16 protein-coding genes are annotated in these 17,705 nt (G+C 73.5%); 6 read left to right on the forward strand and 10 right to left on the reverse strand.

Features of this window, described 5'->3' with window-relative positions; translation table 11 throughout:
* Positions 1 to 4: 4 nt before the first annotated feature.
* On the reverse strand, positions 5 to 1,255 hold the full coding sequence (locus ABIB16_RS06875; RefSeq protein ID WP_020626295.1) for a hypothetical protein: 1,251 nt from the start codon (positions 1,253 to 1,255) through the stop codon (positions 5 to 7).
* Between the two features lie 238 nt (positions 1,256 to 1,493).
* Here ABIB16_RS06875 and ABIB16_RS06880 point away from each other — a divergent pair, with 238 nt between their 5' ends.
* Positions 1,494 to 2,939, forward strand: a complete 1,446-nt coding sequence (locus tag ABIB16_RS06880) for an MFS transporter (RefSeq protein ID WP_354436148.1) — start codon at positions 1,494 to 1,496, stop codon at positions 2,937 to 2,939.
* Complete coding sequence (gene arfB, locus ABIB16_RS06885; RefSeq protein ID WP_354436149.1) at positions 2,932 to 3,387, forward strand: alternative ribosome rescue aminoacyl-tRNA hydrolase ArfB; 456 nt, start codon at positions 2,932 to 2,934, stop codon at positions 3,385 to 3,387. Before ABIB16_RS06880 ends, arfB begins: the two co-directional genes overlap by 8 nt.
* Positions 3,388 to 3,411: 24 nt before the next feature.
* Here arfB and ABIB16_RS06890 read toward each other — a convergent pair whose 3' ends face one another.
* Positions 3,412 to 4,413 (reverse strand): cation diffusion facilitator family transporter, encoded by a 1,002-nt coding sequence (locus ABIB16_RS06890; protein ID WP_354436150.1) that lies wholly within the window; start codon positions 4,411 to 4,413, stop codon positions 3,412 to 3,414.
* Between the two features lie 143 nt (positions 4,414 to 4,556).
* Here ABIB16_RS06890 and ABIB16_RS06895 point away from each other — a divergent pair, with 143 nt between their 5' ends.
* The gene (locus ABIB16_RS06895; protein WP_141843612.1) at positions 4,557 to 5,687 is read left to right on the forward strand and encodes a saccharopine dehydrogenase family protein; all 1,131 of its coding nucleotides are present in this window, start codon (positions 4,557 to 4,559) and stop codon (positions 5,685 to 5,687) included.
* 28 nt (positions 5,688 to 5,715) lie between these two features.
* Here the strand turns inward: ABIB16_RS06895 and ABIB16_RS06900 are convergent, their stop codons facing one another.
* Entirely contained in the window at positions 5,716 to 7,368 is a 1,653-nt protein-coding gene (locus ABIB16_RS06900; RefSeq protein WP_036338696.1) for an ABC1 kinase family protein, read from the reverse strand.
* Between the two features lie 43 nt (positions 7,369 to 7,411).
* Positions 7,412 to 8,746 (reverse strand): DUF4921 family protein, encoded by a 1,335-nt coding sequence (locus ABIB16_RS06905; RefSeq protein WP_256835781.1) that lies wholly within the window; start codon positions 8,744 to 8,746, stop codon positions 7,412 to 7,414.
* A 190-nt stretch (positions 8,747 to 8,936) separates the two neighbouring features.
* On the opposite strand from ABIB16_RS06905, the gene scpC reads away from it, so the two are divergent.
* Complete coding sequence (scpC, locus tag ABIB16_RS06910) at positions 8,937 to 10,451, forward strand: succinyl-CoA:acetate CoA-transferase ScpC (RefSeq protein WP_134416734.1); 1,515 nt, start codon at positions 8,937 to 8,939, stop codon at positions 10,449 to 10,451.
* A gap of 139 nt (positions 10,452 to 10,590) precedes the next feature.
* Here scpC and ABIB16_RS06915 read toward each other — a convergent pair whose 3' ends face one another.
* Positions 10,591 to 11,016, reverse strand: coding sequence for a DoxX family protein (locus ABIB16_RS06915; RefSeq protein ID WP_049145893.1), 426 nt, complete (start codon positions 11,014 to 11,016; stop codon positions 10,591 to 10,593).
* Positions 11,016 to 11,435 carry an organic hydroperoxide resistance protein gene (locus tag ABIB16_RS06920; protein ID WP_017487949.1) on the reverse strand — a complete coding sequence of 140 codons (420 nt, stop codon included), beginning with the start codon at positions 11,433 to 11,435 and terminating at the stop codon, positions 11,016 to 11,018. Before ABIB16_RS06920 ends, ABIB16_RS06915 begins: the two co-directional genes overlap by 1 nt.
* Positions 11,436 to 11,546: 111 nt before the next feature.
* Here ABIB16_RS06920 and ABIB16_RS06925 point away from each other — a divergent pair, with 111 nt between their 5' ends.
* Complete coding sequence (locus ABIB16_RS06925; protein WP_049145888.1) at positions 11,547 to 12,038, forward strand: MarR family winged helix-turn-helix transcriptional regulator; 492 nt, start codon at positions 11,547 to 11,549, stop codon at positions 12,036 to 12,038.
* A gap of 31 nt (positions 12,039 to 12,069) precedes the next feature.
* Here the strand turns inward: ABIB16_RS06925 and ABIB16_RS06930 are convergent, their stop codons facing one another.
* From ABIB16_RS06930 to ABIB16_RS06945, 4 genes are all read right to left on the reverse strand, one after another.
* Positions 12,070 to 12,876 (reverse strand): alpha/beta fold hydrolase, encoded by an 807-nt coding sequence (locus ABIB16_RS06930; protein ID WP_036338733.1) that lies wholly within the window; start codon positions 12,874 to 12,876, stop codon positions 12,070 to 12,072.
* A gap of 26 nt (positions 12,877 to 12,902) precedes the next feature.
* Entirely contained in the window at positions 12,903 to 13,913 is a 1,011-nt protein-coding gene (locus ABIB16_RS06935; RefSeq protein WP_230277993.1) for an NADP-dependent oxidoreductase, read from the reverse strand.
* Between the two features lie 41 nt (positions 13,914 to 13,954).
* Positions 13,955 to 14,638, reverse strand: a complete 684-nt coding sequence (locus ABIB16_RS06940) for a type 1 glutamine amidotransferase domain-containing protein (protein ID WP_141843606.1) — start codon at positions 14,636 to 14,638, stop codon at positions 13,955 to 13,957.
* Between the two features lie 114 nt (positions 14,639 to 14,752).
* Positions 14,753 to 16,405, reverse strand: coding sequence for an ABC-F family ATP-binding cassette domain-containing protein (locus ABIB16_RS06945; protein ID WP_290152003.1), 1,653 nt, complete (start codon positions 16,403 to 16,405; stop codon positions 14,753 to 14,755).
* A gap of 210 nt (positions 16,406 to 16,615) precedes the next feature.
* On the opposite strand from ABIB16_RS06945, the gene ABIB16_RS06950 reads away from it, so the two are divergent.
* Positions 16,616 to 17,704, forward strand: a complete 1,089-nt coding sequence (locus ABIB16_RS06950; protein WP_172717669.1) for a catalase family protein — start codon at positions 16,616 to 16,618, stop codon at positions 17,702 to 17,704.
* The last annotated feature ends 1 nt before the right edge of the window (position 17,705 follow it).

Here is a 17,705-nt window from a genome sequence, read left to right on the forward strand (position 1 = left end):
GGGGTCAGGCGCCGTCGTCGGCTGGCTCAATCTCCGCCCGCCGGGCTCGGATCTCCTCGGCCTTGGCGAGCATGCGCTCCTCGCGCTTGGCCTGCAGGGTCCGACCCAATCGGCTGGCGCCCTGCTTGGCGTCCACGGCGTTGGTCTCGACAGCCGTCTTCACCTCACCCGCGAACCCCTGCGCGGCCTCCAACCACCGCTTCCCGGCGACGCGCCCGAGGGCGTCGAGCTCGATGTCCGTGTGCGTCACGAACTCGACCACCTGATCGGTCACGGCATTCGACCCCCGGGTGACGCGGCGCGAGCTGATCGGGTTGGCGACGTAACCGAGGTTCTTCAGGGTTCCTGCCTCGACGAGGGACTCGTTGATCCGCCGGAGTGCCTCAGCGATCCGCGCGGTGCGGTGCACCCGCGCGGCCACGAGGCCCTCGCGGTGCTCGGCCAGCAGCTCGGGTTCGTCCTCCTCCACACGCGCCAGCTCGAGCAGCTGCTGTCGGTCCTGGACGGCCATCGAGCGGGCGAGCATGCCGAGCCAGAACTGGACGTCCTCCTCGGCCGCGCCGACGACCTTGGCCAGCTTGTCCACGTCTGCCTTGGACGCGATGACGCGGTCCGCGACAGCGGCCAGCTGCGAGACGGCTTCCGCCTGCACCTGCTGCAGCAGCAGCGAGTTCTGCTGAACCTTGGACCAGGTGACCGCGGAGACCCGTCCGGTCGATCCGTGGACGGCTTCGGCCTCCTCGATCGCGAAGACGATGCCGCCCAGCTGACCCGCGACCTCGAGCTTGCGCTGCTTCAGGAGGCGATCGAGCTTCTCGTCGATGAGGGCCAGATAGTCCTGGATGTCGTCGAGCGCGGCCATGATCTGCAGCTGGGTGGTGGCCGCCGCCAGTGCGGCAACGGCGGCGGGGTTGGCCGGCGGGGTCGCCGTGAACGAGAGGTGCTTCACGATCTGGCCTCCGGAACCGCCGGCGACGTCCTTGCGCCGCAGCACCCCCGAACTCAGGTTCTTCACGCCCAGGGCTTTGACCGTCTCGTAGGACTTGTCGTCCAGCCGGAGATAGCGTGCCCCCTCCAGCTGCGCCTGGGAGATCCCCTGCACCAGCGTGCTCAGCTTGGCCACGAGCGACGGCGTGACCACCTTGGCCCACACGTCCTCGGCCTGGTCCAGCAGATCGAGGGCCCGGGACGAGCCCCAGACCAGCAGGCCCTGGTCTGCCGCGAACACCTGCATCTCGTCGTGCGTCTCGCTCATGCGTGAAGACTACGGCCTGACGGAGCAGTTCCGGGCCCCCTCAGTTCGCCTTCTCCACCACCGGGGACCCGAGGTGCCTCTGTCCCGCACCCGACGCCGGCGGGACGGGGCGGCAGGGCGTCGACCGCGGTCATGGCCTCCGTGCGCCGCACCGGGCCGAGGACCCTGGGACCTGGCACGATGCGGGACGAGGGCCGATCCTGGAGAGCGCCCGAGACACCCCCGAGAAGGAGACCGCATGCCCGTCGCCCCGCGTCCGTCCGACGACGCCGCGTCCTCGGTCTTCACCCCGCACCAGCAGCGCATCCTCGCGGTGCTCCTCATCCCGATCTTCATGTCCCTGCTGGCCGTGTCCAGCATCAACGTGGCCCTGCCCGCCCTGCAGCGGGGCCTGGACGCCAGTGACGCGGAGCTGCAGTGGGCCATCTCCGGCTACACCCTCGTGTTCGGCATGGTGCTCGTGCCGGCGGGCCGGGCGGGTGACCTCTTCGGCCGCCGCCGGCTGTTCCTGGTGGGCCTCGGCGTGTTCGCGCTCGGTGCGCTCCTGTCCGGCCTGGCGCCCACGGGCGTCCTGCTCGTGCTCGCGCGCTTGGTCATGGGCGTGGGCGCGGGCCTGCTCAACCCGCAGGTCACCGGCTTCATCCAGGGCGAGTTCTCCGGCGCCTTCCGCGCCCGGGCGTTCGGGGCGCTCGGCGCCGTCGTCGGGGTGTCCGTGGCGGTGGGGCCGCTGCTCAGCGGCGGGCTCATCGCGTGGCTCGGCGGCGACCTCGGCTGGCGCGCGACCTTTCTGGTGAACGTGCCCATCGCCCTCGGCGCCCTGATCGTGGCCCGCCAGTGGCTGCCGCGCACCGTCCCCGAGCGGGCGCGGCGTCCGGACCTGGACCCGGTCGGCGTCGTCCTGCTGGCCGGCGCCCTCGTGGCCGTCATGCTCCCGTTCCTGGACCGGGGGCTCGGGCCGTGGCGGTTCACGCTCCTGCCCGTCGGCATCGGCCTGGCCGCCCTCTGGACGCGGTGGGAGGCCCGGTACGCCCGACGGGGCCGCGCCCCGATGGTGGACCTGCGCCTGTTCCAGACCCGCAGCTTCGCGTGCGGCGCCCTGCTGATCGCCATCTACTTCACCGGCTCGACCAGCATGTTCGTCGTGATCGCCATGTTCATGCAGAACGGGCTGGGCTACCCGGCGCTGCACGCCGCCCTGATCGGCCTTCCCTCGGCGGTCATGTCGAGCGTGATGTCCACCGTGGCCGGTCGCGTGGTGCTGCGCACGGGCCGGAAGATCGTCGTCCTCGGCATCGCGCTGGCGCTGCTCGCCGTCGTGGGCTCCATCGGGGTGGCGTGGGCCAACCGGGAGTTCGGCCTGAGCCCGTGGTGGCTGCTGCTCACCCTGGGCATCCTGGGCGCCGGGCAGGGGATGGTGGTCTCCCCCAACCAGACCCTCAGCCTGGCCGAGGTCCCACCGCGGCACTCCGGCACGGCCGGCGGCGTCCTGCAGACCGGCCAGCGCGTCGGCACGGCCGTCGGCACCGCCGTGATCGTGGGGGTGTTCCTGGGCGTCGCCTCCGGTGCCGACTGGGACGGGGCGTTCATGGCCGCCTTCACCCTGGTGGCGGGGTGCATGGCGCTCGCGCTCCTCGTCGCACTCGCGGACCTGCGCGGACCACGGACGGCGGCCCCCCGTGGCTGAGCCCCGCCCCGGCGACGTGCGCGTCACCCCCGGCCCCGGCGCACCCCGCGGGCTGGTCATCCCCGCGGGCGAACTCGTCGAGCGCTTCTCCCACGCCTCCGGCCCGGGCGGTCAGGGCGTGAACACGGCGGACTCGCGGGTCCAGCTCAGCCTGGACCTGGCGGCCACCTCCGCCCTCGACCACGTCCAGCGCGCCCGCGTCCTCGCGCGGCTGGCGCCCCGGCTGGCCGGGACGGTGCTCACCGTCAGCGTGGCGGAGCACCGGGCCCAGCGGCGCAACCGGGTGGCCGCCCGCGAGCGCCTCGCGGCGCTGCTGCGCGAGGCCCTGGCCCCGCCGACGCCGCGGCGGGCCACGACGCCGACGCGCGGCTCCCGGCGGCGCCGCCTGGAGGCCAAACGCCGTCGCTCCGAGGTGAAGCGCACGCGCCGCCGCCCCGGCCTCGACTGAGGCCGCCCGCCCGCAGGCGGCGGCTCAGACGCGGGTGTTCTGCGATTCCGGGGCCAGGGGCGCGTGGGCGGGGTTGGACAGGGAGAGCACGACGGCGGCCACGCGCGGGTGTTCGAGGAGGGCGTCCTCCACGCGCTGGAGCAGGACCGCGGCCTCGCTCTCCCGCTCGTCCCCGGCCAGGTCCACGGCCCCGACGACGAAGAGCTTCTCCGGGCCGACGTACTCGAGGTGCAGGTAGCTCACGGAGAGCACCTCGGGCCGCTCCAGCAGCCAGCGCAGCACCCGGGTCCGGATCACCGGGTCGGCGACCTCGCCGACGAGGAACGCCATGTTCCGCGAGAGCAGGAAGATCGCGACGACCCCGAGCAGCACGCCCACGAGGATCGAGCCGGCGGCGTCCCACCGGGGGTCCCCGGTGAGCTGGTGCAGGGCGAGGGCGGCCGCCGCGATGACCAGGCCGATCAGGGCCGAGGCGTCCTCCACCCACACGGCGCGCAGGGTGGGGTCCGAGGTCTGGCGCAGGAACGTGGCATCGCTGATGTGCCGCCGCTCCGCGTCGCGGCGGAGGCGCCGGTGCGCGTTCAGGAACGAGATGCCCTCGAGCACGAACGCGACGGCCAGCACGATGTACGCGATCGTGTACTCCGCCTCCTCCTCGGGGGCGGACCAGGCCGTGATCCCGTGCCAGACCGAGACCGCCGAGCCCACCGCGAACAGGCCGAAGGCCGCGACCATCGACCACACGTAGGCCGCCCGCCCGTAGCCCAGCGGGTGCCGCGCGTCGGGGGCTCGGCCGGCCCGACGCTCCGCCAGCAGCAGGAAGACCTCATTGCCGGCATCGGCCCAGGAGTGCGCGGCCTCCGCCACCATCGCGGCTGAGCCGGTGACCGCGCCCACGATCGACTTGACGACGGCGATCACCGCGTTCACGCCGAGGGCGATCAGGACGGTCAGCAGGCTCTCGCCGCCGGTCTCGGCGCCGGACTCGGCGGCGGGCGGGGCGACGGCGGGCGGGGTACGGGTCATCCCCCGAGTCTGCCCCTGCAGGCGGGTGCCGGGCCAGGCTCGCCATGTCCGGGTCCGCCGGTCCGGGAGCGCGAGAGGGGGTCCACGCGGATCGGCGTCGCCGAGCCCGTGAGGTCTCCGCGTGCGCGGCCTAGCGTGGGACCATGACGGATTCTCCCCTGCACCTCGACCGCCCCGACGCCCCCCGCATCATCGTGCTCGGCGCGACGGGCTACGCCGGATCCCTCGTCGTGGACGCCCTCGTGGCCCAGGGCGCACGGCCCGTGCTGGCGGGCCGGAACCGGGACTCGCTCCAGCACGCGGCGAGGCGGCACGACGGGCTGGAGGTCGCCGTCGCCGACGCCGGGGACCCCGCCTCGCTGAGGGCCCTGGTCACGGAGGGCGATGTGCTGGTCTCCACGGTCGGCCCCTTCGAACGCTACGGCCGGCCCGTCGCCCGCGCCGCCGCGGAGAGGGGCGCGCACTACGTGGACTCGACCGGTGAGATCGGCTTCGTGAAGGACCTCAAGGCGGACCTGGACGCCACCGCCCGACGCACGGGCGCCACCCTGCTGCCCGCCCTCGGCTTCGACTACGCGCCGGGCATGCTCGCGGGCGGGCTCGCGCTGGCGCAGGCCGGTGGACGCGCACGGTCCCTGCAGATCGGCTACTTCGCCGACGGCGAGCTGGACCCGCGCGTCGACCTCAGCCACGGGACGCGCCAGACGATGGTGGACGCCCTCACCGAGCGGACGATCACGTGGCGCGGCGGGCGGCTGGCGACGACGGGCCCGGCCAGCCGGTCGGCCGTCTTCCGGGTCGACGGGCAGGATCGCCGCGGCGTGCTGTTCGGCGGCACGGAGTCCCTGTTCCTGCCGCGGATGCAGCCCGGCCTGGATGAGGTCGAGGTCTTCAACGGCTGGTTCCCGGCCCGGCCCACGCAGATCGGCGCCGCCGCCCTCGGCGCGGTGGGGTGGCTCCCCGGCGTCGCCCGCGGCGTGCAGGCCCTGCTGCGGCCCTTGGCCGGGGACCCGGGTGGCCCCGACGCCGCAGACCGGGCCCGCACGGGCTCCCGAGTCGGGGCGATCGCGCGGGACGCGGCCGGCCGCGTCGTGGCGGACGTGCACCTGCGCGGCCCCAACGCCTACACGTTGACCGGGGACCTCATGGCCTGGGGCGCCCGTCAGCTCGCCGCAGGCCGGGCCCGCGAGGCCGGCGTCGTCAGCCCGATCCAGGCGTTCGGCCTCGACGACTTCGAGACGGCCTGCGCCGCGGTCGGCCTGGTGCGGGCATGATCCCGACGACTGACCCCGCCCGTGGCCCTCAGCGGGGGCGACGCCGCGGGCGGCTGATCCAGGCCAGATAGGCGCTGCCGCCGGTCAGGGCGGCGCCGCCGGCGGCCACCACCGGCCCGGCGAAGCGGCCGAGCCGGTCCTTGTACGCCACGAGCACGTTCGTGCCGCCGGTGATCATCGCGGCCACCACCATGGCGGCCACCACCCGGTCGCCCGTCCGCTCGAGGCGCGTCACGAGCGGCTCGAGCTCGCTCGCGCGGACGGTGACGTCGATCCCGCCGTCGTCGATGCGTTCCATCACCTTGCGGGCGTACTCCGGCAGGTCGATGCCGAGCTCGGCCGCCGCGATCGTGGCCCGGCCGATCCGGCCCGCCACCCGCCGGGGGTCGAGGTGCTCCCCCACGAGGCGCAGGGCGAACGGGTCGAGCACGCGGGTGTAGTCGAAGCCGGGGTGCAGGCGGCGGCCGATGCCGTCCACGATGATCAGCATCCGCAGCAGCTGCACGAGCTCGGGCGGCAGGGACAGCCGGTGGCGCCGCACCAGGGCGAAGATCTCCGAGATCAGCTGCGCCACGCGGATGTCCTCGAGCTCGCGCCCCTCGAGGCGGCCGACGATCCGGGCCACCTCCAGCCGGAGCCGACGGCGGTCCACCGGGCCGCGCGGCGGGGCGATGTCCAGCAGGGCCCGCACCAGCCCGTCGGTGTCCTGCCGGGCCAGCGCCATGGCCAGGCCCGCGAACCGGCGCCGGAGGGACGGGGAGATCCGCCCCACGGAGCCGAAGTCGATGAACCCGACGGTCCCGTCCGGCTCGATGAACAGGTTGCCCGGGTGCGGGTCCGCATGGAACACGCCGTGCTCGAACACCATGGCCAGCAGCACGTCGGCGGCCCGGTACGCCAGCTCCTCCCGGTCGATGCCGGCGGCGTCGAGTCCGGCCAGGTCGTCCACGCGCAGCCCGGAGAGCTCCTGCATGGTCAGCACGCGCGAGGTGGTCAGGTCCCACTCGATCCACGGGAACCGCACGCCCGGGGTGTCCCGGAAGCCGGCGGCGATCTCCTCGCAGGCCCGCGCCTCCACCACGTAGTCGAGCTCGGCGCGCAGCGAGCGGTCGAACTCGTCCACCATGGCCGGCACGTCCAGGTCGGCGAAGGTCCGTGAGGCCCGCGACCACGTGGCCGCCAGCGTCCGCAGGATCTCCAGGTCCGCCTGGACCTGCTCCACCACACCGGGCTTGCGGACCTTCACGACGACGGCGCGCCCGTCATGCAGGCGCGCGCGGTGGGCCTGACCGATGGAGGCGGTGGCCAGGGGCGCCCGGTCGAACCAGGCGAACAGGGTGTCGACGTCGGCGCCGAGGTCCTCCTCGACCGTCCGGGCGACGGCCTCGAAGGGCACCGCCGACGTGCTGTCCGTGAGGCGGGCGAACGCCGCGCAGTAGGCCTCGGGGAACACGTCCGGGCGCGCCGAGATCAGCTGCCCGAGCTTCACGAAGGTGACGCCCAGCTCCTCGAACGTGCGCACGAACAGCTCGGGGCGGGCCTCGGCGTCGATGCCCAGGTGCGGCTCCCCCTCCTCGAGGGGCAGCCACCGGGAGAGCCCGGCCTGCACGGCCGTGGCCATGAGGCCGTTGCGGGCCATGACGTGGGCGATCTCGCGGTAGCGCTGCAGGTGGAGGGCCATGACGCCCACGCTACCGACCGCGCGGAGGGACGGGCCCCGCCGCTCAGTCCGCGTACCGGAGCATGCCCGGCCGGACCCGCGCGTCGGCCCCGATCCGCATCCCGTCCGCGAGCGCGCCCGCCGCCCGCAGCTCCCGCAGCCTCGCCAGCACCCGGTCCCGCACGTCCCACGGGCTGAGGGTGTTGACGTTGATCTTGGTGGCGCCCTCGAAGCCGGCGAGCGTGGAGACGCGCCACTTGAGCATCACACGCCACGGCATCGGGTCCGCGACGCCGGGCGGGCGGGTGTGCCACTCCTCGTTGGAGGGGACGTCCGGGCCGGTGGCCGCGTGGGCGGCATGCAGCAGGTCGGAGACGGCGCGCAGCTCGGCCGCGGACTGCCGCCACGGCTGCCCCACCGGGCTCGTGGAGTAGACCTCGACCGTCGGGTACCGGTGGCCGAAGCCGGCGAACATCACGGCGTGCTCGTTCTCGGCGATCACGAGGTCGTGCGCCACAGCCACGTCCAGCGCGGCGTGGTTGAACACCTGCGGGTCCTCGCGCAGCCGGTCCAGGACGGCGGCGTTCTGCGCGCCGACCTCGTCGATGGCCACGAGCTGCTTGTGCAGGTGGTCGAAGGAGGCACCGGCGGGCTTGAGCCAGTTCTGGAACACGGAGACGTACCGCACGGCGGGCGTGGTCGCGTAGAGGTCCCGCATCGCGTCGGCGGTGAGGGCCAGGAAGGCGTGGTGCTCGTCCGGGGTGAGGGTGCCCGAGGAGGCCAGCTGGTGGTCGTCCACGGCGTCGTCGACGAAGTGCCGCCGGGCGATCACCACGTCGTGCGTGCCGCCGAAGAATGCGGCCGACGCCGCGATCAGCTCCGCCTCGGACATCGCCGCCGCCTCCTCGGCGGAGCGGCCGGAGGCGCGCAGCTTCGCGGCGACGACGGCGCGCACGTGGGCGCGGCCGGCCTCGGTGGCCAGGTACTCGTCACGGCGGCGGCGCGCGTCCGGGGGGAGTTCGTAGCCGTGGTTGAGACGCCAGTAGTCGTAGCTGAGGATCTCGAAGAGGTTGGGGACCCGGCGGAAGGCCGGGGTCGTCTCCCCGAGCCGCTCCGCGGCCGGATGCCGCAGGATCTGCCAAGCCGGGGCGCCGTCGTCGGCCCTCGTGGAGACGATGCGTGACTTCTCCGGCGGCGTCTCCAGCAGGCGGTGCTCGCAGAAGGCACAGTGCCGACCCTGCTGGGCGGGGTCGAGCGGCTGCGGGGCGGGCCGGACGAGGCCGAGCGGGCGGTGGCCGCGGCCGGGCACGGTCCAGACCTCGGTGCCGGTGAAGGGGTTGCGCTGCTTGACGGTGCCGTCCGGCAGTCGGGTGAGGGGCTCGCTCACAGACGGGTGCACGAGGCCAGGATACGAGGCGGTGCCGACCCGGTGTGCCGAGCCCTGTTCGCCGTCGTCGATCACGCAGGGCGGGCCCCGTGACCTCCGGCGTGATCATCCCCACGGCCACCCGTGACGCGGGTACGCTGATCGCTGTTCCACGTCACAGCGCTCTCGCTCGACTCGTCTCACCCGCACGGAGGCCTCACCCATGTCGTCCCGCATCCACCACCCCGGCCTCCGGTCGAAGGTGATGTCCGCCGCGGAGGCGGCGGCGTTCATCCAGCACGGCACCACCGTGGGCATGAGCGGGTTCACGGGGTCCGGCTACCCGAAGGCTGTGCCGATGGCGCTGGCCGAGCGGGCGAAGGCGCTGCACGCGCGCGGCGAGGAGTTCCGCATCAACCTCCACACGGGGGCGTCCACCTCCGCGGAGATGGACGGCGCGCTGGCCGAGGCGGACGCCGTCGCGCTGCGCACCCCGTTCCAGTCGGACCCGACGATGCGCGCCAAGATCAACGCTGGCGCGATCGAGTACATCGACACGCACCTGTCCCACCTGGCGCAGGCCGTGTGGAACGGCTTCTACGGGCCCATGACCACGGCGGTGATCGAGGTGTCCGGGATCCGCGAGGACGGCCGTCTCGTCCCCAGCTCCTCCGTGGGCAACAACAAGTCCTGGATCGACCTGGCGGATCAGGTGATCCTCGAGGTCAACTCGTGGCAGAGCGAGGACCTCGAGGGTCTGCATGACGTCTACTACGGCACCGCGCTGCCCCCGCACCGCTCGCCGATCATGCTCACCCACCCCGCAGACCGCATCGGTGAGACGTACCTGCGGTGCGATCCGGCCAAGGTGGTGGCCGTCGTCGAGACCCACGCCCCGGACCGCAACTCCCCGTTCAAGCCCGCCGACGCGGACTCGATCGCGATCGCCCAGCACCTCGTGGAGTTCTTCGAGCACGAGGTGGCCCAGGGCCGGTACGACGAGCGGCTGCTGCCGCTGCAGTCGGGCGTGGGCAACATCGCGAACGCGGTGATGTCCGAGCTCGTGAAGTCCCGGTTCACGGGCCTGTCCGCGTTCACCGAGGTGGTGCAGGACGGCATGCTCGACGCCCTGGACTCCGGCACCCTGGCGACCGCGTCCGCGACCGCGTTCTCCCTGTCCACCGAGGCCGCCGAACGGTTCAACGACAACGCCGCGAAGTATCGGGACAAGCTGATCCTGCGCACCCAGGAGATCTCCAACCACCCCGAGCTCGTGCGCCGGCTCGGCATCCTCGCCATGAACGGCATGCTCGAGGCCGACCTGTACGGCAACGTGAACTCCACGCACCTGATGGGCACGAAGATGATGAACGGTCTCGGCGGCTCCGGCGACTTCGCCCGCAACGCGTTCACCTCGTTCTTCCTCACCCCGTCCACGGCCAAGGGCGGGGACATCTCCTGCATCGTGCCGATGGTCTCGCACGTGGACCACACCGAGCACGACGTGCACGTGGTGGTCACCGAGCAGGGGCTGGCCGACCTGCGCGGCCTCTCCCCCAAGCAGCGCGCCCGCACGATCATCGACACGTGCGCGCACCCGGACTACAGGGAGCAGCTGCGGGACTACTTCGACCGCGCGATGCGCGGGTCGGACGGCCTGCACACCCCGCACCTGTTGGGCGAGGCCCTGTCCTGGCACCAGCGCTTCCTCGAGACCGGGACGATGCGTCAAGGCTGACGGCCCGCCGGACCGGACACCTGCGGGACACCTGCGACGGGGCACCCTACAGTGGGCCGCGCCTCGCGGCAGGGTGAGATCACGCCGGCTCCGGGCACGTGCCCGGAGCCGGCCCAGGCCCGCGGGGCCGGCGACGGCGTCAGCCGCGCCCGCCCTGCTCCCGCTCGGGGATTCCCGCGGCCCACAGGGCGGCCGCGATGAGGGCGGGCTGGCCGAACAGCCGCGCCAGGCGGCGACCGTCCGTGTCCAGCCCGAAGCCGTCCTTGCGCTCGGCGTACTGCCCGATGTTCCCGGGGTAGATCGCGGTGTAGAAGGCCGCCAGGGCGGTGCCGGTCAGGCGGCGCTGCCCGGGGAGCGCCAGCAGAGCGGCCCCGAGGCCGATCTCGGCCACGCCGGATCCGAGCACCACGAGGTCCGCCGGGAGCGGGACCCACGAGGGCACCTGGGCACGGAACTCACGGCGTGCCACGGTGAGGTGGGACAGCCCCGCGGCGGTCATGAACCCGCCGAGGCCGAGGCGGGCGGCGGTCTGGGAGAGGGGGACGGGCTGTCGGCGCTTCGTCATCACGCCTCCCCGAGCTCGAGGACGACGTCGATGTTGCCCCGGGTGGCGTTCGAATAGGGGCACACCTGATGCGCCTGCTCCATGAGGGCGCGGGCCTGGTCCGCGGGGACATGGGGCAGCACGACCTCGAGGGTGACCTCCAGGCCGAAGCCCTCACCCTGGCGGCCGATGCCCACGCGCGCGCCGACGGAGGAGTCGGTGATGTCGGCACGGGAGGCGCGGGCGACCATCTGCAGGGCCGAGTGGAAGCACGCGGCGTAGCCGGCGGCGAACAGCTGCTCGGGGTTGGTGCCCTGGCCGGAGCCGCCCATCTCGGTGGGCACGGCGAGGTCGAGGTCAACCCGCCCGTCGGTGGTGCGGACATGGCCGTCGCGGCCGGCGCCGGTGCTGAGCGCCTCGGCGGTGTAGATGGTCTCCATGGGAGGTCCTTTCATCCGCCCGCCCCGTGCGGGACGAGTCGGATCCAGCCTGCCACCCGGCTAGGTCGCGCGCAACCAAGTCGCGCCCCAGCGACCACTAGAATCGCTTCCATGGATGCCGCGCCGACCCCCAGCCTCGCCCTCGAGGACCAGCTCTGCTTCGCCCTGCACCGGGCGGCGCGCGCCGTCACGCGCGGCTACGGCCCCCTGCTGTCCCGCCTCGGCCTCACCTACCCGCAGTACCTCGTGATGCTCACCCTGTGGCAGGCGGAGAGTGATGCCTCGGCTGAGACGGAGGCGTCGACGTCGGACGCCGCCGGCGCGCTGGGGGTCGGCGCGCTGCGGGACCGGCTCGGCATGGACAACGGGACGATCACACCCCTGGTGCGGCGCCTGGCCGGCATGGGGCTCGTCACGCGGGAGCGCGACGTCCACGACGAGCGACGCGTGCTGGTCCGGCTGACGGACGAGGGGCGAGCGCTGCGGGCGTCCGCCCGGACGGTCCCGGTGGACGCCCTCACCCGGATCCCCCTCGACACCACCGAGCGCCAGGTCCTCATGGACCTGCTGAACCGGATCACCGAGGCCGCCGGGCCGCGCTGAGACGGCGGGAGCGGCCCGCGCGGAGCGCGGGTCAGCGCACCCGGTCCAGGATCGCCCGAGCGACGGCATCCGCCTCACGCTCGGGCAGCCAGTGGTCCGCGTCGAGCTTCACGAACCGGTACTCCCCCGCCACCTGCCCGGCCGTGAGCTCGGCGGCCCGCGGCCCCAGGGCCGCGTCCCGGGTGCCCCACACGTACGTGGTGGGGACCGTCACGGGCGCGCTGCGCGTGGTGGTCACCAGATCCGGGTTCGCCCGATACCAGTTCACCGGGCCGCGCAGGCTCTGCGGGGTGGAGAACCGGCGGGCGTAGTGCTCCGCCCCGGGGACCTGCCCCCGCTGCAGCAGGGAGCCCAGCCGTCGCGCGAGGATCCGTTCGGGGAGGGCCGGTGCCTGGAAGGCGGCGATGTACCAGCTGCGGCGCAGCTGGTCCGGGCCGCGCAGGGCGCGGGCCAGGGCGGCCGGGTGCGGCGTGGACAGGACGGTCAGGGACGCGACGCGCTCGGGGTGGGCGGTGGCCAGCGCCCAGGCGACGGCGCCGCCCCAGTCATGGCCGACGACGTGGACGCGCCGTGCCCCCGCCGCGTCCGCCAGCGCGACGGCGTCCCCCACGAGCGCCGGGAGGCGGTAGGCCGCCGTCGCCCGCGGCGCGGCCCCCGGGGAGTAGCCGCGCTGGTCCGGCGCGAGGGTGCGCAGCCCCGCGGCGTGCAGCAGCGGCTCGACGTGCCTCCAGGACGTGGCGTCCTGCGGGAAGCCGTGCAGCAGCAGGACCACCTCCCCCTCGGCCGGCCCGCCGTCGCGGACGTCGAAGGTCAGGCCCTGATGCCGGAAGGTGTCCATGCCGCCCCCGAGTGCGCCGTCGCTCGTCACAGCCGGACGACCATCTTCCCCGTGTTGGCGCCCTCGAGCAGGTCGATGAACGCCTGGGGCGCGTTCTCCAGACCCTCCCGGACGGTCTCGTCCCACTGGATCTTCCCGTCGGCGACCCACGGGCCCACGCGCTCGAGGAACTCGGGACGGACCTGCGCCGCGTACTTCTGCAGGACGAAGCCGCGCAGGGTCAGCCGCTTGCCGATCGCCAGGGCGAGGTTGCGCGGGGCCGCCGGCGGCTCCGTCGAGTTGTACTGGGCGATCGCACCGCACATCGCCACGCGGCCGTCGACCCGCAGCGCGGCGATGGCGGCCTCGAGGTGGTCGCCGCCCACGTTGTCGAAGTAGACGTCGATCCCCTCCGGCGCGGCCTCGGCCAGCAGGTCCGTGGGCGAGCCGTCGTGGTAGTCGAACGCGGCGTCGAAGCCCAGCTCCTTCACCCACGCCACCTTCTCGGGCGTGCCGGCCGAGCCGACGACGCGCGAGGCGCCCAGGAGGCGGGCGATCTGGCCGGCGACCGAGCCGACGGCCCCCGCGGCGCCCGAGATGAAGACGGCGTCGCCCTCCTGCATCTCGGCCACGTGCACGAGGCCGGTGTAGGCGGTCAGACCCGTCATGCCCAGCACGCCCAGGTAGGTGCTGTCCGAGAACTGGGAGGTGTCCACGGCCTGGACGGTGTCGCCGTCGAGGACGGCGTGCTCGCGCCAGCCGAGGCCGTGGAGCACGGACGTGCCCTCCGGCACGTCCGCGTGGCGCGAAGCGATCACGGTGCCCACCGCGCCGCCGTCGAGGGGGGCGTCGAGCTGGAACGGAGGCACATAGGACTCGACGTCGTTCATGCGGCCGCGCATGTACGGGTCCACGGACATCACGGTGTTGCGCACGAGGACCTGGCCCTCGGCGAGCTCGGGGAGCTCGACCTCCGTGAGACGGAAGTTCTCCGGCGTCGGGGCGCCGTGGGGGCGGGAGGCGAGGTGGATCTCGCGCGTGCGGGTGGGGGTGCTCATGGTGGTCTCCTCGGGGTCGGGGCGGCGGGCTCGGTGGAGGGTCAGCGCGCGAGCAGGTCCAGGAGGCGGCGGGCGGCGTCGGCGGAGGAGGCCGGGTTCTGGCCGGTCACCAGGGTGCCGTCCGTGACCACGAAGCTCTCCCCGTCCGGGCCCTTGCGGTAGTCCGCGCCGGCGGCGATCAGCGAGTCCTCGACGAGGAACGGGACGACGTCCGTCAGCTGGGCGGCCTCCTCCTCGCCGTTGGTGAACCCGGTGACCTGACGGCCGCGCACGAACGGGGTGCCGTCGGCGGCGGTGATCGGGTGCAGGATCCCGGGCGCGTGGCAGACGAGGCCGAGCGGGCGCCCGGCCGCGTCGCTGTCGAGGATGATCCGCGTGGAGTCGGCGTCGGACACCAGGTCCCACAGCGGGCCGTGACCGCCCGGGTAGAAGACGGCGTCGAACCCGTCCACGTCCACCTGGGCCAAGGGCGTGGTGTGGGCCAGGGCGGCCTTGGCCTCCTCGTCCTGGTCGAACCGGCGGGTGGCCTCGGTCTGCATCTCCGGCTGCGAGCTCGTCGGGTCGATGGGCGGCTGGCCACCGCGGGGCGAGGCGAGGGTGACCTCGTGGCCGGCGTCCGTGAAGACGTAGTAGGGCGAGGCGAACTCCTCGAGCCAGAACCCGGTCTTGCGGCCGGTGTCGCCCAGCTGGTCGTGCGAGGTGAGGATCATCAGGATGCGGGACATGTCTGGGGCCCTTTCGTCGGTGGGGACTGAACTCTCATGGTCGTGCACGACCGAATCTCGGGCAAGGGTGACGGTGCCCACCGGCCTGACGCCGCGGCCGCCGCGCCCGAGACATCAGCGCTCCGTCACCCGCCCGTCCTGGACCTGCCAGCGGCGGTCGGTGCGGACGGTGTCCAGCATGCGGCGGTCGTGGGTGACGAGCAGCAGGGCGCCCTCATAGGTCTCCAGGGCCTGTTCGAGCTGCTCGATGGCCTCCAGGTCCAGGTGGTTGGTGGGCTCGTCGAGCACGAGGACGTTCACCCCGCGGGCCTGGAGCAGGGCCAGGGATGCCCGGGTGCGCTCGCCGGGCGAGAGCTCGTCCACGGGGCGGTTCACGTGGTCGGCCCTGAGGCCGAACTTGGCCAGCAGGGTGCGCACCTCCCCGGAGGCCATCTCGGGCACGAGCGCCTCGAAGGCCGCGGCGAGCGGGACGGTCCCGACCAGCAGCGAGCGCGCCTGGTCGATCTCCCCGATCTGCACGCTGGACCCCAGGGCGGCCATGCCCTCGTCCGGGGCCTGGCGGCCCAGCAGCCCGCGCAGCAGGGTGGACTTGCCGGCCCCGTTGGGCCCGGTGATGCCGATCCGCTCCCCCGCGTTCTGCTGGAGGGACACCGGGCCGAGCGTGAAGCCGCCCTGCCGGAACACGGCGTCGTTGAGGGTGGCGACCACCGAGCTGGAGCGCGGCGCCGCACCGATGGTGAACTCCAGCCTCCACTCCTTGCGCGGCTCCTCCACCTCCTCCAGGCGCGCGATGCGGCTCTCCATCTGCCGGACCTTCTGGGCCTGCTTCTCGCTCGACTCACTGTTGGCCTTGCGGCGCAGCTTGTCGTTGTCCGGGGACTTCTTCATCGCGTTGCGCACGCCCTGGCTGGACCACTCCCGCTGGGTGCGGGCGCGGGAGACGAGGTCCTGCTTCTGCTCGGCGAACTCCTCGTACTTCTCCCGGGCCTGGCGGCGCAGGGTGGCCCGCTCCTCGAGGTAGGCCTCGTAGCCGCCGCCGTAGACGCGGTTGGTGCGCTGGGCGAGGTCGAGCTCCAGGACGCGGGTGACGCAGCGGGCCAGGAACTCGCGGTCGTGGCTCACCAGCACGACGCCGCCGCGCAGCTCCTGCACGAAGGCCTCCAGGCGGGTCAGGCCGTCGAGGTCCAGGTCGTTGGTGGGCTCGTCCAGGAGCACGACGTCGAAGCGGGAGAGCAGCAGCGCGGCGAGGCCGACGCGGGCGGCCTGCCCACCGGAGAGGGAGGTCATGAGGACCTGTTCCGGGGAGGCGGAGAGGTCCAGGCCGAGGTCGGCCAGGACGGCGGGGATGCGCTCCTCCAGGTCCGCGGCGCCGGAGGCCAGCCAGCGGGTGAGGGCGGTGTTGTAGCGGTCCGCGGCGGCGTCGGTGACGTCCGGGTCGGCCAGTGCCTCGGCAGAGGCGTCCATCTCGCGGGTGGCCTCGGCGCAGCCGGTGCGGCGGGCGATGTACCCGGCCACCGTCTCCCCCGACACGCGCTCGTGCTCCTGCGGGAGCCAGCCGACGAAGGCGTCCGAGGGGGCGAGGGACACGGTGCCGGCCTGCGGGGCCAGGTCCCCACCGAGGATGCGCAGCAGCGTGGACTTGCCCGCGCCGTTGGCCCCCACGACGCCGACGACGTCCCCCGGCGCGACGGTGAGGTCGAGCGCGTCGAACAGCGTGCGATGGCCGTGGCCGCCGGCCAGGCCGGAGGCGACGAGGGTGGCGGTCATGCTTCTCCTGGCTCGGGTGCGCTTCCCTGGGGCGGGTCACCGCCACACTGTCACAGATCCCCCGGGGCACCGCCCCCGGGCCCCGACTCCCGGATCTGCGGCGCGCTTCCTTCCTTGCCCTGACAGGGGGAGAGTCATAGCGTCGCCAGGGTCAGGTGCGCGGCTCCGCGCGGCGCACACGGCGCTCCAGAGAGGGAAGGCAGAGCACTGATGACTGAACCGGTGAAGTACACGCCCGACATCGAGCATTCGGTCGACCGCGAGGAGGACCTGACCCGCGAGATCCTGGCCCAGATGGGCGCGGCACAGCGCCGCGCGGCGGGAGAGCACAAGCACGCCCACCGCGACGCCCACGCCAAAAGCCACGCCGTCCTCAAGGCCACGCTGGAGGTGCACGAGGGCCTGGCTCCCGAGCTGGCGCAGGGCATCTTCGCCCGTCCGGGCACCTACGAGGCGGTGGCGCGGCTCTCCTCCGCACCCGGGGACATCCACACCGACCGCACTCCCGCCCCGCGGGGCTGGGCCTTGAAGGTGCTGGGGGTGGAGGGCAAGCGGCTGCTGCCGGATCTGGACAGCCACAATCAGGACTTCCTCATGGTGAACTTCCCGACGCTCGCCTTCGGCACCGTGGCCCGCTACAAGGAGATGCTGAGCCTGCTGGAGAAGAACTCCCAGTCCCCCGAGCTGCTGCAGCGCCTGACGACGGGCGCCGCGCGCGTGGTCCGGGGTGCGGTGGAGACCGTCGGGGGGACCCCCAGCGCCACCCTGGAGGGCCTGGGGCGGGACAACGCCCACGTCCTCGGCGAGACGTACTTCACCCAGGGCGCCCTGCGCTACGGGGACCACGTCGCGAAGATCTCGCTGGCCCCGGCGTCCGAGAACGTGCGCGCCCTGACCGGTCAGGACATGAAGGTGGAGGACTTCTCCTCGATCAGCGAGATCGTCGCCGACTTCTTCTCGCGTGAGAGCGCCGAGTACGTCCTGCGGGCGCAGCTGGCGACCGACCCGGAGCGCATGCCGGTGGAGGACGCCTCCGTCCTGTGGGACGAGGAGGAGGCCCCGCACCAGCCCGTCGCCACCCTGCGCATCGAGGCGCAGGAGAGCTACAGCCATCCCCGCCGCGTCTACGGCGACGACGCCCTCACCTTCAACCCCTGGAACGGCGTGGTCGAGCACCAGCCGTTGGGCTCCATCATGCGCGTCCGCAAGCGCGCCTATGAGCAGTCCACTCGCTTCCGCCACGAGTTCAACGACCGCCCGGCCCCCGAGCCGTCGTCGCTCGACGACATCCCGGACTGAT

Origin of the sequence: Micrococcus sp. UYEF5 (assembly GCF_040546065.1) — a bacterium.
GTDB classification, from domain to species: domain Bacteria; phylum Actinomycetota; class Actinomycetes; order Actinomycetales; family Micrococcaceae; genus Micrococcus; species Micrococcus luteus.